16 protein-coding genes are annotated in these 14,489 nt (G+C 51.9%); 6 read left to right on the forward strand and 10 right to left on the reverse strand.

All coding sequences use genetic code 11. The annotated features are described in order from the left end of the window. Positions 1-28: 28 nt before the first annotated feature. A complete protein-coding gene (locus tag AMM03_RS13310) occupies positions 29-433 on the forward strand; it encodes a VOC family protein (RefSeq protein WP_090132388.1) in 405 nt (134 codons plus the stop codon). 15 nt (positions 434-448) lie between these two features. Here the strand turns inward: AMM03_RS13310 and AMM03_RS13315 are convergent, their stop codons facing one another. From AMM03_RS13315 to AMM03_RS13340, 6 genes are all read right to left on the reverse strand, one after another. Next, positions 449-1,804 (reverse strand): ATP-binding protein, encoded by a 1,356-nt coding sequence (locus AMM03_RS13315; RefSeq protein WP_090132390.1) that lies wholly within the window; start codon positions 1,802-1,804, stop codon positions 449-451. Positions 1,805-1,806: 2 nt separating this feature from the next. Then, positions 1,807-2,472: a winged helix-turn-helix domain-containing protein gene (locus AMM03_RS13320; RefSeq protein ID WP_090132392.1), complete on the reverse strand. Its 666-nt coding sequence runs from the start codon at positions 2,470-2,472 to the stop codon at positions 1,807-1,809. Between the two features lie 18 nt (positions 2,473-2,490). Continuing rightward, a complete protein-coding gene (locus tag AMM03_RS13325; RefSeq protein ID WP_194942904.1) occupies positions 2,491-3,096 on the reverse strand; it encodes a cytochrome b/b6 domain-containing protein in 606 nt (201 codons plus the stop codon). A gap of 36 nt (positions 3,097-3,132) precedes the next feature. Then, positions 3,133-3,600 (reverse strand): diheme cytochrome c, encoded by a 468-nt coding sequence (locus AMM03_RS13330; RefSeq protein ID WP_090132396.1) that lies wholly within the window; start codon positions 3,598-3,600, stop codon positions 3,133-3,135. Further along, entirely contained in the window at positions 3,601-4,014 is a 414-nt protein-coding gene (locus AMM03_RS13335; RefSeq protein ID WP_090132398.1) for a DUF1924 domain-containing protein, read from the reverse strand. Between the two features lie 89 nt (positions 4,015-4,103). Beyond that, the gene (locus tag AMM03_RS13340; RefSeq protein WP_090132399.1) at positions 4,104-5,426 is read right to left on the reverse strand and encodes a DUF5666 domain-containing protein; all 1,323 of its coding nucleotides are present in this window, start codon (positions 5,424-5,426) and stop codon (positions 4,104-4,106) included. Positions 5,427-5,578: 152 nt separating this feature from the next. Here AMM03_RS13340 and AMM03_RS13345 point away from each other — a divergent pair, with 152 nt between their 5' ends. After that, a complete protein-coding gene (locus tag AMM03_RS13345; protein ID WP_194942905.1) occupies positions 5,579-6,586 on the forward strand; it encodes a hypothetical protein in 1,008 nt (335 codons plus the stop codon). 21 nt (positions 6,587-6,607) lie between these two features. Here AMM03_RS13345 and AMM03_RS13350 read toward each other — a convergent pair whose 3' ends face one another. Next, positions 6,608-6,973 carry a hypothetical protein gene (locus AMM03_RS13350; protein WP_090132402.1) on the reverse strand — a complete coding sequence of 122 codons (366 nt, stop codon included), beginning with the start codon at positions 6,971-6,973 and terminating at the stop codon, positions 6,608-6,610. 74 nt (positions 6,974-7,047) lie between these two features. On the opposite strand from AMM03_RS13350, the gene AMM03_RS13355 reads away from it, so the two are divergent. Continuing rightward, entirely contained in the window at positions 7,048-7,800 is a 753-nt protein-coding gene (locus AMM03_RS13355) for a formylglycine-generating enzyme family protein (protein ID WP_194942906.1), read from the forward strand. Positions 7,801-7,808: 8 nt separating this feature from the next. Here the strand turns inward: AMM03_RS13355 and AMM03_RS13360 are convergent, their stop codons facing one another. Continuing rightward, positions 7,809-9,137 carry an MATE family efflux transporter gene (locus AMM03_RS13360; protein WP_228764705.1) on the reverse strand — a complete coding sequence of 443 codons (1,329 nt, stop codon included), beginning with the start codon at positions 9,135-9,137 and terminating at the stop codon, positions 7,809-7,811. A 13-nt stretch (positions 9,138-9,150) separates the two neighbouring features. Next, positions 9,151-9,930, reverse strand: coding sequence for an enoyl-CoA hydratase (locus tag AMM03_RS13365; RefSeq protein WP_090132405.1), 780 nt, complete (start codon positions 9,928-9,930; stop codon positions 9,151-9,153). Between the two features lie 147 nt (positions 9,931-10,077). Between AMM03_RS13365 and AMM03_RS13370 the strand changes: the two genes are divergently transcribed. From AMM03_RS13370 to paaK, 3 genes are read left to right on the forward strand one after another with little or no spacing between them, the layout of a single operon-like run. Further along, on the forward strand, positions 10,078-10,881 hold the full coding sequence (locus AMM03_RS13370) for an enoyl-CoA hydratase-related protein (protein ID WP_090132407.1): 804 nt from the start codon (positions 10,078-10,080) through the stop codon (positions 10,879-10,881). A 2-nt stretch (positions 10,882-10,883) separates the two neighbouring features. Further along, positions 10,884-11,351 carry a hydroxyphenylacetyl-CoA thioesterase PaaI gene (gene paaI, locus AMM03_RS13375; protein ID WP_090132409.1) on the forward strand — a complete coding sequence of 156 codons (468 nt, stop codon included), beginning with the start codon at positions 10,884-10,886 and terminating at the stop codon, positions 11,349-11,351. Between the two features lie 16 nt (positions 11,352-11,367). After that, positions 11,368-12,663 carry a phenylacetate--CoA ligase PaaK gene (gene paaK / locus AMM03_RS13380; protein WP_090132410.1) on the forward strand — a complete coding sequence of 432 codons (1,296 nt, stop codon included), beginning with the start codon at positions 11,368-11,370 and terminating at the stop codon, positions 12,661-12,663. Positions 12,664-12,701: 38 nt separating this feature from the next. Here paaK and AMM03_RS13385 read toward each other — a convergent pair whose 3' ends face one another. Then, positions 12,702-14,480, reverse strand: coding sequence for a M61 family metallopeptidase (locus AMM03_RS13385; RefSeq protein WP_090132412.1), 1,779 nt, complete (start codon positions 14,478-14,480; stop codon positions 12,702-12,704). Between the last annotated feature and the right edge of the window lie 9 nt (positions 14,481-14,489).

Here is a 14,489-nt window from a genome sequence, read left to right on the forward strand (position 1 = left end):
TTAGAGTTATCCAGAACGAACAGCCTATATGTCTCATAAACTGAACTTACCCCTCCAAGGCCTTGTCATCTTTGCCAAGAACAAGGAAAAAGTTTCTGCGTTCTATCAACAAGCCTTAAGCTTAAAGTTAGAAGAGTCTGACAAAACCCATGACTTGTTAGTGGGGCAGGGTCATGAAGTGGTGATACATGCCATTTCAAAAACCTATGCCAACAGCATCGAAATAGCCTCACCGCCGGTTCCCCGTGATGAGACACCCATGAAGCCTACGTTTGTAGTGGAAGACTTAGAAGTTGTTCGGGCTGCAGCCATAGCAACGGGCGGTCATCTTAAACCCCTCAAGCAAGCTTGGCGTTTTCGAGGTTTTGTGGTGTTGGATGGTTGGGATCCAGAGGGAAACATTGTTCAGTTTAAGCAAGTAGAGGCTGCTTAACCTAACTGATTGAGCTTAGATCGCCTCAGCAGGCCAAGTCAGCTGAACCATTAAGCCCCCCAACGCCTCGCTTTTGCTCAGCGTTATTTGGATATGGCAAATTCTGCTGATGCGCTTCAGAATAGACCAACCTAGTCCACAACCCGTGGTGTCATGCCCTGGTACTCTAAAAAAGCGATCGCCTAGTCGGTTCATGTCTGCCGCACTCATGCCTGGTCCGCTGTCTTCGACCAGCAAAGTATGGGCCGGCCCCTCAAGCCATTTAACTCGAATACTTGAACCCACCGGGCTGTATCGAATGGCATTGTCGACCAAGTTTCGAATGATGATGGCCAGCCAAGCCGGATTGATGCGAAGGTGCAAATTGTCTGGTGACTCAAAACTAAGCTGTTGATTTTTTTCCATCCAAGCTGCGCCCGACTCTGCCAATTGAGTTCGCGTGATAGAGACCACATCGACAGGTTCACACTCTGATTGTTCGTGAGTGGATTCAATGGCATCCAATCTAGACAGCTCCAGCATCTGCGAAATAAGTCGGGTGGCCCTGTCGCAACCATGAATCAACGCATCTAGGGCCGCTTTTTGAGCATCAGCTTGCGTGCTACCCAAGGCAACCTGTGCTTGCATGCGAATGGCAGCGATGGGTGTTCGGAGTTCATGGGCAGCATCGGAAGTAAATTGCCTTTCGTTGGCCATTTGAACGTCCACGCGCTTGAATAACAAGTTGAGCGCTTTGACCAAAGGTTGCACTTCCGCTACGGCTTCAACTTCTGCAAGGGGTTCTAGAGACGATACTTTTCTGGCACCAATCTCTTGTCCTAGAGTGCGCAGAGGCGACAAGGAAACTCTAATGGACCACCAAATGAAAAGTGCCAGTAAAGGAAATGCAAAGAACAAGGGATAAATGGCACTCTTTAAACCAGCGTACAAAATGTCTTGTCGATATTTGCCTAACTCAGCCACCTGAATCCAAACATCTTGGGCATTCCCCTGAGTGCTAAAGACGCGCCAAACTTGACCATCAATTTCTAAATTGGCAAAACCATTTTGGAAGTCAGAACGAAATGCCTTTTGGGGTGCTTTTTCTGAGCGCGCCAAAATCTGGTTCTCGTGCCAAATTTGAAAGGCCACTCTGGGCTGATATTTGTGAAGTGTGGGGGTCGTTGTGAAGTCGTCGTGATCTTCGTGGCCATCGCCCACCTGTGTTACCAAAAATGAAGCGGTTTGCGCCAGGTGCGCATCCAACAATTCATTTAATTCGTGATCGGTTTCATACCAAGTTAATCCTAAGACCGCGAACCATGCAACGGCTGTGACGCCCAACAAAGACGCCAATAATCTATTTTGCAAAGACCGGTTGTGATGCGTCATTTTTAAGTTTGAGATTTAGGCATGACGTACCCAACACCTCGAATGGTTTGGATGACATCGTTGCCAAATTTTTTACGCAAGTGATAGATGTGAACTTCAATGGCATTGCTACTGACTTCCGTGCCCCAGCTGTAAAGGTGCTTCTCTAGCTGTTCTCTGGTGAGTACCCTGCCAGCATGCATCATGAAGGTCAACAGCAAATCGAATTCTCTGGACGAGAGCTCCACGGTGCTGTCTTGCAAAGTGACCGTACGTGTTGTTGAGTTGAGACAAATTCCATTGACTGTCAGGATACTTTGAGTTTCACCATGCGAGCGCCGCACCAAAGCCCTAAGACGCGCGCCCAATTCCAACAGGTCAACTGGCTTGACCAAATAGTCATCTGCACCAGCGTCTAGGCCTTCAATGCGAGATGCTACGGCGTCTTGTGCCGTCAAAATGAGCACAGGTGTTTTGACTTTATGAAGCCGAGCATTTTTTAAAGTTTGCATGCCATCCTGGCGCGGCAAGCCCATGTCCAAAATGATGGCCTCGTGCATTTGAGCCAGGATTTCGCGTTCGGCAGCCACACCATCTCTGACCCAATCAACTTGAAAGCCGTGTTGAGCCAGTCCGGCTTTGATACCGGAGCCCAGTGTTTCATCATCTTCAGCCAGAAGTACGCGCATGGTGAAAGCGTTAGCAAATTAATTGGAAGTGAACTGGAACCACAAAAACACAACGACACCTAAGCTTAACAGGGTAGCCACCACGTAGTGGTTGCTTTTGGCCAAATCGGGGCCATTCCCTGCTTTGCGACCTGACCACATGGGGCGCAAGCTTTGCGACTGTTTGGTAAAGCTTAAAAATGCAATCACGGCCAAATGTACGAAGACCAGCATTAACAAAGAATTGCCAAAAAACTCATGCATTTCACCCATCCACTCACCGGCCAGTTCGTTGTAAATCAGATAGCCACTGGCCGACAAAAGGATGGCGACACCTAGCGTCAATAATGCCGCGCCTGCAAGAGTGACGCTAAGCAGTTGACGAAAACTTTGCGGTAAGGTTAATTTGCGCCAAGTCGAAGTCAAGCTCGATTGGCGTGGCCCCCAAAATCCCCAAAGCAGCCGAAAAACTACCAAACCAAAGAGAACGTAGCCTAGGCTGACATGGAGCAGTTTAAAGCGTTCACTTTCTGCAGTAATGTAGGCGCCTGTGAATGACAGTGCCATGAGGCTGTGAAACACTCTCATGGGAAGTTCGACGATCAGTCGGGTGGGCGCTTTTTCAGTCGATGCGACTGTTGACATGGTGCTAGTTGTATTGAATGTCATATAGACCTTTGTTTAGAGCGGAATGCGAACGCGGTCGTCTTCAAAATCGCCAATGTCTGCGCTGGTGTGGCAGGCTTGGCACTGGGCTTTTCCTTTGATGGATTTTCGAAGCCATACGTTTTTATCGATGCTGCGATGTTTTTTTTCAAACCACTGCGTGCTTGTGATGCGCTCCTCGGGGGAGCTGGTTTCAACGCGTTTGTAGGTGCCACCCTGAGCCTGCAGCCATACACCTATTTGCTTTTGTGTGGGGCCATCTAAAGAGGCATCTGTGCCGTAATGCTTGTCTAAGCCAGACATTATTTTTTGCCATGCCGGCTTGGACAACAAGGCTGGTGGGTAGGCCATGTGGCATGAAGCACATTCGGTTTGATAGGCTGGCAATACTTTGGCGGGCATCAGAGGGCGATCTGCAGATGCAGAAAACACCGTGCATGAAACGAGGCAAGCGCTTGCTATTTTTAAAAAGTAAGCTTTCATTTATAGGCTCCGAAGGTATGCGACGACATCTGCTTTTTCATTGGCTGTACATTCGCGGTTGAGGACGTCTTTACAATTTCTGCGAAACCATTTTTCGACCTTGCCGTTGTCTGTCAAACGATCAGGATTAAATTTAGGCGCCAGTGCAGCGATGCTTTTCCCTGTGCTGGCATGCTTGCTGGCCTGTGTGGGAGGATTGCCATGACACGATGCACACGACCATTCGCTGGCGTGCGTGGTGTTGAAGAACTTCTGTCCGCGCGCAGAATCCGCAGGCTGACCCGACAGTTTTTCGTATTGGGTTTGAAGCGTGGCAGGCGAAGTGTCTGCGGCGTATGCGTTTATACCGGTCCAAAAACACGTGATCAAGGTCAGCCAGCGTCTTGAATGTGAAAGTTTGTTACTTGATGTCATGGTGTGATCATGACAAGCCAGTCTGAAGAAATTCTTAAATGAAAAAGCCACCCATTGAACGTGGATGGCTTATTCAAGTTTCAGAAAAATTAACTTCTGTTTTTGCTTTCCATTTTGATGGCCTTGAAAACATTGTTGCTCAGCATATAACCTTTGGCTTCAACGACGCCGCTGGTGACCTGCATGCCATGTTCCCAAATAGCGGTGCTGATATCAATGCTCATGGCAACCCCGTTGCTCGTGAACGAGCAGGTGCTTGTGGTGCAGTTGCTCAGAGTGCCGTAAACCTCATAAGTGCCCATGTTGGTACTTGAGTTATCGGATGACGATGAATTGTTTGAGGGTGTGGTTGAAGCAATTCGACGGTACTTCAAATCATCATGGTCATTGTCGTTTTCATCGTCAGCGTAGTTGCCTAAATTGCGCTCACCGCCAGTTGTTTTGAATTCAATTCGATAGGCCGCCAAAGAGCCGTTGCTAAGTAAACCTTTGGCCTCAACGTAGTCGCCATTTTGCAATGAGCTGCAGAGTGTGGCACTTGTAACGCTAACCGGAATACCTTGAACCTGCAGCGAGCAGCCAGTGCTTGAATTGGTTAAACCGCTGACCATGCCGTAGAGCTCGTTGGCTTCATTTCGAACGCCCGATGTGCCTGTGTAATTGGTTTGGTACTCAGTAAACACACTTGCCGTTGAAGCGCGTAAATAGATTTGTGTGGCTGCGTATTGGCTTGAATTGACTAGCGTATTGGTTCTAACTGAGACAACCACGCCATTGGTCAATCCCGTTGAGGGCGTTGATGTGCCGTAGCTAATACTGACAGAGTTGTTACCGGTTCCCAATGTGAAGGTTCCGTTGCTGGTGTTCAATTGGCTGATCACGCCCACCAACTGCACATTGGCGGGGCTGGTTTCAATCTCGATGCGAGTGGCCTTAAAGCTGCCATCTGTTTGGGGCAGTCCGTAAACTTCTACAGGCCCGCTCACCAAGTCTGCAAAGACGCCGACAGTGCCATTGCTTTTGACTATCAAGGTGGAAGCATCGGTGCTCACTGGTAATCTAGCCACTGTGAGCGTATTTGTTGACGCATTCAAATTGGCGGCAGTGCCTTGGATGCCACTTTGAACATGGATTGAGTTGGCCGTGTTGAAAGTGGTGTTGCTGGCTGTTTCAAGGCTAACTGTCATGCCAATGCCCAAAGGGCTGTTCAGGACATGATTGTCATCGGCATCGTAAACATTGGCTCCAATGGTTTCATAACGCACGCCATTGACCACAATGGAGCCCAAACCACTTACCATGCCCGCTATAGGCAAGGTGTTGCTGCTTGCAATGGAAATTGAGCTGTCGACAGCTGCCGATGTATCGCCAGTACCACCCCCGCAGCCACTCAAGACGCCTGCAGCAAGCATTGCTGCGATCCAAACCTTTGTTTTTAAATGAGAATTTGACATTTCAACACCACCTTTTAAGATGGCTGTAGTTTCATGTCCTCACATTAAGGAATTCTTAAGCCGCTAAGCTTTAGATATTCTGCCAACTGTCGATAAGACTATGTGGCCACATGTTTGGTTCACCTTCGCTCGAATTGAAAGTTAAATACTTGAAACACTATCGAACTCAGTTTTGGCTAGCTTGTACCGTCGGATTACTGATGCTTGCTACAGCGCATGCGCAGACCCGCGCTAGGGGTGCGCCTGCTGCCGCTGCCGCTGCCCCAACTGGTTCGTGTGTCATTGCCGAATTTAGGCATCTCGCCTTAACCCACCATGACCCCCTTGAGCGCCAGAACAAGGCGATAGAGTGGTTAAAAAAGAACGGCAGTTTTTGCTCTCCCATGCAAATGTCCATTCTAATTTCTAGCAAGGCTTCCTTATTGGGAACCTCTGACACGGTTGCATTGGGTGCGGTCATTGATGGCATCATGGAACAGCGAATGGGCGGAGATCATGCCGCCGTCAGTCGCTACTACCGTCCTGAAGTTCAAGGCCCAGGTAAAGGCCGTGAAGATGCAGCACCTGCCAAAACCACCGAGTCAGGCCCCGCTCCGGCTGCTACTGTGGGCGCCGCTGGCGCTGGTGCTGCTCCTACAGTGGTGGCGGTAGCCGGCGCACCTGCTGCTATGCCCGCTGCAGGTGGCGGACCCAATATCAACATCAACATGGGCGGCGCCAAGCCACCCGAAGAAGACATGTCTCGCAAGTACCCCTTGCCCACTGAACCTATGTTTGTTTTTCCACCAGAGTTTGGCGTACCTGCGCTGAATTATTTTGGAAAAATCAGGCGGCAGTTTGTGCGTTCATTCTTTATGGAAACTTTGTCGCCCGGCAAATGTCCTGAAGGCATGAACTGGCGCAATGACGCCTGCGAAACTGGCTTCAAAGTGGCTTGGAAATTTGGTGAAAAATTGCCGCAAGGCACCAAAACTTTTCCTGTTGAACCCAAGCTGGTTGAGAAACTCAACTTTGATCCCAGCTATACGTTTGTCCGCGTAGGCGGAGACATCTTGGCTTTGGAGCGAGACACCGGCAAAGTGGCCGATGCTGTTTTGAATTTGGGCAAGGCGACTTAAAGCCCGTAGCCATCAAACTGCTTATTGCGTGCAGGTTCTGGTGCGAGTGATTGAGCCATCGGAACTTTGAACCTCAGTCCATGCTGTGCAATTTTGGTTTTGCAAATTGCTGTAATCGGATGGCTGTTGAATGACTACAGGCGCTTGTTGGTAAACCACAGGGGGTGGCTGAACTATGACCGATTGGGGTCTGGTGGCCTGATAAACAATGAGGCCGCCAATGGCAGCCGGCACCGCCCAGCCCCAACCGCCACCCACGTGACCGTGGTGGCCATGAAGGTTGCGGTAAACATTCCCATGGCCCTTCCCATGCCCATACCCATGATGCTGCGCCATGGCAGCAGAAGCACTGAGCGTGAGCAGTAAAAGTGCAATCAGTTTTTTCATGGGGTTCTCCTGTTTATGCTTCAATAACGCACTGACCAGCATATCGGTTTACACCTCTTAGGTAAATGTCAAAAATGAATACCTCTTTACTCAAAATTGTGTTGTTGCTCTCATTCCTTGCTAACGATGCCATGGCGCAAGGCCGCACGCCTCCCAAAGAACTAGGCGCACAAACGCTGGTTCATGGTTTGTTGTGGGATGTGCATGAAGTGACTGTGGCGCAAGTCAAGCGTTTTGCGGCTGCCAATGGCTTTTTGAGCCTGGCCGAAAAAGAAGGCAGCGGCATTATTTACGAGTCGGGTTGGGCTCAAAAAAAGGGTTGGAATTGGCGTGCACCTTTTGGTGCACCGGCGCAAGATGCAGAACCTGCGGTTCATTTGACATTCGATGAGGCGCAGCAAATTTGTCGTTCACAGGACAAGCGATTGCCCACCGATACCGAGTGGGTCAAAGCCGCATTTGTGGAGCAAAGAGACAATCCGCCTGCAGGCTTTGTGAAAGGCCAGCGCTATCCTTACCCCAATGGACAAAGTGCCCGCGAGAGTCACTGCCTGAATGGTTGCGGCAATTACAAAGGCCAAGCACCGCAAGGGTCGCTCACGCGCGGTGTGGGGCATGTTTTGGTGATGACCACGCCGCCAGGTGTCAATGGGCTCTATGAAATGGGCGGCAATGCTTGGGAGTGGGTCGACACAGGTCAGGGCTCTGAAAGAGTAACTCGCGGTGCGTCATGGTGGTACGACGCAGACATGCAAAAAGAAACCAATGTGGCCACCAAGCCCAAAGACACGCGCGTGGGGTACATCGGTTTTAGGTGTGTCAAATAATCAGCAACTTATCGAGCCCAGTTGGTTTTCCAAACAGCGATAGCAGTGAGCACTCCATAGCTCACCATGCCCAGAGCGATCAGGCCAAACATTTGCGCCACGCTGCCGTTGTTTTGAGTGAGCCAAATACCGCCCACAATGACCAGCACCAATCGCACCGTGCCTGCCATGATAGGGCCAATCAGTTTGCCCGCACCTTGCGATGCAAAGTACAAGCACAAGCCCAAAGCAAAGAAGCCGTAGCAGGGGCCAACCCATTGAAAGTATTGGCTAGCGGTGTGCAGTACTTGGTCGTTGTCGGTATAAATATTCGACCACAAGCCAGGCCAGACGGTGACCAACAAACCGATGAACCCCACCAGCAAGCAGGCCATCAAGGCGCCTGTCCACGCCACCCGCTTGGCGCGCTCCACCATCTTGGCGCCCAAGGCCATGCCCACCATGGGCAAACACGCAACGCCAAACGCAAAGGTAATGGGCACCAGCAAAAATTCCAACCGCGTGCCAATGCCATAGCCGGCCAAAGCTTCAGGGCCAAAGTTAGAAACCAACTTGGTCAAGATCAAGATGGTGGCTACAGTGAGCAAAGTGGAGATGCTCGACATGGCGCCCACTTTGAGGATGTCCATGAACAAGGGGCCAGACAAACGTGTCGTCAAACTGAGTTTGAGTTTGCTGCCTTCAGATCGAAGGTACAAAAAGAAATAAACAGCACTGGCGGTAAAGGCAATCAAGACACCAGACGCAATACCCGCCATGCCAAAGCGGGGTACTGGACCCCAGCCCAATCCCAACAGGCCACTTAATAAGACTTGCAAGAGCGCCGCAAGGAGCAAAATTTTTGACGGAACGCGCATGTTGCCCGAACCCCGAATGACCGCTGCAAATGCATTGGTGAGCCAAATGCTGACCGACCCCAAAAACACAATGTGGGCATACGACAAACATTCCGTCAGCGCTTCACCTTGACCGCCCATGGCACTGAATATGGCATGTCCAAACACGCTAAACAAAAGCGTAAAAAAGGCACCGATGCTCACCGCAATGATGGCAGCATGCAGCACCAATGCGTTGGCTTTTTCTAAATCATTGGCGCCCAATGCCCGGCTGATGGCCGAAGTAATGCCGCCGCCCATGGAGCCAGCCGACAACATTTGTTGCAGCATGACCAAAGGAAATACCAAGGCCATGCCAGCCAAGGGCAGGGTGCCCAAGTAGCCCACATACCAAGTTTCTGCAATGCTGACCAATGCCGCTGCCGTCATGGCCAGCATGTTGGGCAGCGCCAGTCGCCAGAGGGTGGGTGCGATAGGCGCTGTGGTGAGGGCGTTTTGCAATGCGATGCCAGGCTTAACGGTGTGTGAAGTTGGCGGCGCGTTTGTTCAAGAAAGCATCCATGCCTTCTTTTTGGTCGTCGGTGGCAAACAAAGAGTGGAACAAACGGCGTTCAAACATCACGCCATCGCTAAGGCCGCTTTCAAAGGCGCGGTTGACGCTTTCTTTGGCAGCCATGACAGCCAGTTGGCCCATGCTGCAAATGAGGAGCGCAGCGCCCAAAGTTTCTTCCATCAATTTGTCGGTAGGCACCACGCGGCTGACCAAACCGGCGCGCTCGGCTTCGGTAGCGTCCATCATGCGGCCAGTCAGCACCAAGTCCATGGCTTTGGATTTGCCCACTGCGCGAGGCAAACGCTGTGTGCCGCCGGCCCCAGGAATGATGCCCAGTTTGATTTCGGGTTGACCAAACTTCGCGTTTTCTGCGGCAATGATGAAGTCGCACATCATGGCCAACTCGCAGCCACCGCCCAAGGCAAAGCCACTCACGGCGGCAATCACGGGCTTGCGAATGCTGCGAATGGTTTCCCAGTTGCGCGTAATGAAATCTTCTTTGTAGACGTTGTTGAAGTTGTGCTTGGCCATGACCGAAATGTCGGCACCTGCGGCAAAGGCTTTTTCGCTGCCGGTCACAATGATGCAACCAATGGCTTCGTCGGCATCAAAGGCCTTGAGGGCTACACCCAACTCATCCATCAGGGCGCCATTCAAAGCATTCAGGGCTTTGGGGCGGTTCAGGGTGATGATGCCAACTTTGCCGCCTTCGGTGCGGACTTCGATGTTTTCGTAGGTCAAAACGTTTCTCCAATCAAATACTGAGTGCAACTAACCCCAACTATAACGGGATGAAAAAGATGCTTAAATCAAGGGAAAACATTAACCAACCGATCGGTCGGTTAATGGTACATTTTGACCCTTGAATGCTTTTATAGAGTTTGCACCATGACCCAAGACACTTCTTTGTCAGTGACCTTCGAAAAGCGCGGCGCCGTGGCCCTGGTCACTCTCAACCGCCCCCAAGCCTTGAACAGCTTTACGCGTCAAATGCACCACGACTTGTGGGCTGCCTTGGACCAAGCCGAAGCCGACTCCGAAATTCGGGCGCTGGTGCTCACGGGCGCTGGCCGCGGTTTTTGTGCCGGTGCCGATTTGTCCGAATTTGATTTCACACCCGGCCCAGACATGGTCAAGCGCGCCGATCCTGGCCCCATCATTGAGCAAGCCTTCAACCCCACCACACGCCGCTTGCAAGCCATGCGCATGCCTGTCATCGCTGCCGTCAATGGTGTGGCGGCTGGCGCTGGTGCCTCAGTGGCCATGGCCTGCGACATCACCATCGCTTCGCCCCAAGCCAGTTTTATTCAGGCTTTCAGCAAGATTGGTCTCATTCCCGATGCGGGCAGCAGTTGGTTGATGGTCGAGCGCTTGGGCATGCCCCGCGCATTGGCACTGGCCATGACCGGCGACAAATTGGGTGCCGCACAAGCCAAGGAGTGGGGCATGATTTGGGACGTGGCCGACGACTGTGTGGCCGCGGCTCTGGCCATGGCCGACAAATTGGCTGTCATGCCCACCAAGGCCTTGGTGGCCACCCGCAAGCTCATGATGGGTGCGCACACACGCAGCTTGTCAGAGCAACTGGACCAAGAGCGCGATGCGCAATCTGCCATGGGCCAAACCCACGATTACTTTGAGGGCGTGAAAGCCTTCTTAGAAAAACGCCCCGCCACATTCAAAGGCGAATAAGCATGAACACACAAACTACTGGCGTCTCTGCCGGGCCTTCCCAAGCCGCCATCGATCTGGCGCGCCAAGTGGGCGAGTCGATGTTTGCCGTGGACATCGCTACCAAAGACACCATGGGCATGGAATTGGTGTCGTGCGAACCAGGCCGTGCGGTTTTTCGAATGGAAGTCAAAGAACTGCATTTGAATGGCCACAAAATTTGCCATGGTGGTTTTATCTTTACCTTGGCCGATTCCACCTTTGCCTTTGCGTGCAACAGTTACAACAAAGTGGCCGTGGCCGCAGGTTGCAGTATTGAGTTTTTAAAGTCAGGCCAGTTGGGCGATGTGCTCACTTGCGTAGGCCAAGAGCAAACCTTGAGTGGGCGCCATGGCATTTACGACATGAAAGTGACCAATCAAAAAGGCGAAGTCATTGCCATGTTCAGAGGCAAGAGTGCTCAAATTGCAGGCACCGTCATTCCAGAATAAAGCGGGAGTTATTGAAATGAGTCAGTTGCCTTTAGAGCCCATTGAAAAAGCCAGCATTGACGAGTTGCGCTCCTTGCAACTCAAGCGCTTGAAAGCCACGCTGCAACACGCTTACGACAACTCTCCGGTTTACAAAGCCAAGTTTGACAAGGCGGGTGTGCATCCCAGCGATTGCCAGTCATTGGCCGATTTGGCCAAGTTTCCGTTTACCACCAAAGCCGATTTGCGCGACAGCTACCCCTACGGCATGTTTGCGGTGCCGCGTTCGGGCTGCTCGCGCATTCATGCTTCTAGCGGCACGACAGGAAAGCCAACTGTGGTGGGCTACACCCAACGCGATATCGACACTTGGGCCACGGTGGTGGCGCGAAGCATTCGCGCAGGTGGTGCCAAGCCAGGCGACATGGTGCACGTGAGTTATGGCTATGGTTTATTCACGGGCGGTTTGGGCGCGCACTACGGTGCCGAAAAACTGGGCCTCACCGTGGTGCCTTTTGGCGGCGGTCAAACCGAGCGTCAAGTGCAATTGATTCAAGACTTCAAGCCCGACATCATCATGGTCACGCCCAGCTACATGTTGGCCATTGCCGATGAGTTTGAACGCCAAGGCATTGACCCGCGCAGCAGTTCATTGCGCATTGGTATTTTTGGGGCCGAGCCTTGGACCAATGACATGCGCTCAGCCATTGAGCAGCGCATGGGCATTGATGCCGTCGATATTTATGGCTTGTCCGAAGTTATGGGCCCAGGCGTTGCCAGCGAGTGCATTGAAACCAAAGATGGCCCCACCATTTGGGAAGATCATTTCTACCCAGAAATTATCAATCCCGAAACAGGCGAGCCCGTGGCCGATGGCGAGATGGGCGAGCTGGTGTTCACCAGTTTGACCAAAGAAGCCTTGCCCATTATTCGTTACCGTACCCGCGACCTAACGCGCTTGTTGCCAGGCACTGCGCGCACCATGCGCCGCATGGAAAAGATCACAGGCCGCAGCGACGATATGATGATCATTCGGGGTGTCAACGTGTTTCCTTCGCAAATTGAAGAACTCATTTTGAAGCGTCCCGAGTTGGCGCCGCACTACCAATGTGTTCTCACGCGCGAAGGCCCCATGGACAATTTGAAAGTGGCTGTCGAGACCAAGCCAGGCACTCAACCCGACAGCGCTGAGGCGCGTGCCGCCGCCAAAATGTTGCAGCACGAGATCAAGGTTTACATTGGCTCGAGTGTTGAAATTGATGTGCGACCCGAAGGCGGCGTAGAGCGCAGCCAAGGCAAGGCCAAGCGAGTGCTAGACCTGCGCGGCAAATAAGTTGACCCCTTCACTAAGGGTCAAGGGCTAGTACTAGCTTAGCGCGCCGTCCCGTCTAGCCATGCGCTGGTGCGGGATACCGCAGCACCTTGAGCGGGTGCAGCACTCAGGCGCCAAGTGTGAACATCACTTGGCATGCTGAGGTCCAATTCAAAAACTTTTTGATCCCTGCTGATGGTGGCTTTGGCTTTTTTGTCAGTACCTAAAAGCAAGCTTAAGTCTTCTAGTTTCTTCAAGCGCCAATGCGTCGATTTGGCTTTGCTGCTGGCCACTGCCCACCACTCGTCTCCGGCGGCCATGCCTGCTTTTTCTGCAGCGCCGCCGCGAAGCACAGCTTTAATTTGCACCACGCCTTGCGTCTCTGCCACGCGAAGGCCCAAGCGTTGTGCCATTTGCGGTGGGTCTTCGTGAACCACTACACCGTGCGATGACAACAAAGTTTTGAGCGGCAACTCTTGTGTGCTGTGCACCCAAGCCTTGATTTCTTTTTTCCAACTGCGACCCGTTTGGGCTTCAAGCTCGGCCAACAAATCGGTTTCGCTCATGGGGCCGCCTTGGCAGCGTTGCCAGAGCCCTCGCATCACTTGGTCTAAATTGGCGGTGCCTTCTGCACGCATGCTGAGGTCTAGGCACAAGGCAACCAAAGCACCCTTGGTGTAGTAGCTGATGGTGGCGTTGGGTGTGTTCTCGTCTTGACGGTAGTACTTCACCCACGCATCAAAGCTGGCTTGGGCCACCGATTGAACTTGGCGGCCAGGGGCTTGCAAAACCAGGTTGATGGTTTTGTTGAGTAACTTGAAATAGGTGCTGTCATCAATCAGCTTGGCCCTGCGCAACAACAAGTCGTCGTAGTAGCTGGTAAAGCCTTCAAAGAACCACAGCAGTTGGGTGTAGTTTTCTTGGGTGTAGTCGTAGCGCTTAAATTCGGCGGGACGCAGTTGCTTGACGTTCCAAGTGTGAAAGTACTCATGGCTGATAAGGCCCAGCAGAGTGACATAAGCATCTGGCATTTTTTTCATACCGATGCTGGGCAGGTCGCGGCGATTGCAAATGAGCGCCGTGGAGTTGCGATGTTCCAAACCCCCGTAGCCATCTTCTACGGCATTGAGCATGAACACATAGCGTTTGTAGGGCGCTTGGGCTTTCGGCTTTTTGTCGTGCCAAAAATTGATTTCGGTTTCACAAATTTTTTGGGTATCGGCCAAGAGGCGGCTGCCATCGAAAGACGGCAGCGCACCCGCCACCACAAATTCATGGGGAATGCCGCAGGCGGTAAATTGGCCGCGCCAGAGATTGCCCATTTCAAAGGGGCAGTCGACCAGTTCGTCGTAATTTGTAGCTAAGTACTCACCAAAGCCTTGCTTGTTGACTTTGACAGGGCTAAGGCCTGTGGCCACAGTCCAGTCGCTGTTTTTGAAGGGCAAGAGCGTCAGTGCATGGGGCAGTTCTTCTTGGCCATGCACACGCAAGCAAAGGCTGGTGCCATTGAAAAAACCGCGCTGCATGTCTAGCCATGCAGTTCGCACAGAATTGTCAAAGGCATAGACCTCGTAGCTCAATTGCAGCGCTAAATCGGGCTTGGATTCAATTTGCCACTGGCTTTTGTTCTCCTGATGAACCGCTACAAATTTGCCGCCTTGCTTGGCCTTGAGGTTTTGCAAATTTTTAGAAAATTCACGCACCAAATAGCTGCCAGGAATCCACACAGGCAAGGAAACGATTTGCCCCGCTTGCGGTTTGTCAATCTGCAAAGTGACTTTAAATAGATGCGTGTGTTGCTGGCTTGCATCGACGGTGTAATGAACGTCAGGTTTCATATTGAACGC

This window comes from Limnohabitans sp. Rim11 (assembly GCF_001269365.1).
GTDB lineage: Bacteria > Pseudomonadota > Gammaproteobacteria > Burkholderiales > Burkholderiaceae_C > Limnohabitans_A.

What these genes read in the sequence shown, in the direction of transcription:
- AMM03_RS13310 (WP_090132388.1), top strand. Translation starts at nt 29, where the DNA reads ATGTCTCATAAACTGAACTTACCCCTCCAAGGCCTTGTCATCTTTGCC.
- AMM03_RS13315 (WP_090132390.1), bottom strand. Translation starts at nt 1,804, where the DNA reads ATGACGCATCACAACCGGTCTTTGCAAAATAGATTATTGGCGTCTTTG.
- AMM03_RS13320 (WP_090132392.1), bottom strand. Translation starts at nt 2,472, where the DNA reads ATGCGCGTACTTCTGGCTGAAGATGATGAAACACTGGGCTCCGGTATC.
- AMM03_RS13325 (WP_194942904.1), bottom strand. Translation starts at nt 3,096, where the DNA reads ATGTCAACAGTCGCATCGACTGAAAAAGCGCCCACCCGACTGATCGTC.
- AMM03_RS13330 (WP_090132396.1), bottom strand. Translation starts at nt 3,600, where the DNA reads ATGAAAGCTTACTTTTTAAAAATAGCAAGCGCTTGCCTCGTTTCATGC.
- AMM03_RS13335 (WP_090132398.1), bottom strand. Translation starts at nt 4,014, where the DNA reads ATGACATCAAGTAACAAACTTTCACATTCAAGACGCTGGCTGACCTTG.
- AMM03_RS13340 (WP_090132399.1), bottom strand. Translation starts at nt 5,426, where the DNA reads ATGCTTGCTGCAGGCGTCTTGAGTGGCTGCGGGGGTGGTACTGGCGAT.
- AMM03_RS13345 (WP_194942905.1), top strand. Translation starts at nt 5,579, where the DNA reads ATGTTTGGTTCACCTTCGCTCGAATTGAAAGTTAAATACTTGAAACAC.
- AMM03_RS13350 (WP_090132402.1), bottom strand. Translation starts at nt 6,973, where the DNA reads ATGAAAAAACTGATTGCACTTTTACTGCTCACGCTCAGTGCTTCTGCT.
- AMM03_RS13355 (WP_194942906.1), top strand. Translation starts at nt 7,048, where the DNA reads ATGAATACCTCTTTACTCAAAATTGTGTTGTTGCTCTCATTCCTTGCT.
- AMM03_RS13370 (WP_090132407.1), top strand. Translation starts at nt 10,078, where the DNA reads ATGACCCAAGACACTTCTTTGTCAGTGACCTTCGAAAAGCGCGGCGCC.
- paaI (WP_090132409.1), top strand. Translation starts at nt 10,884, where the DNA reads ATGAACACACAAACTACTGGCGTCTCTGCCGGGCCTTCCCAAGCCGCC.
- paaK (WP_090132410.1), top strand. Translation starts at nt 11,368, where the DNA reads ATGAGTCAGTTGCCTTTAGAGCCCATTGAAAAAGCCAGCATTGACGAG.
- AMM03_RS13385 (WP_090132412.1), bottom strand. Translation starts at nt 14,480, where the DNA reads ATGAAACCTGACGTTCATTACACCGTCGATGCAAGCCAGCAACACACG.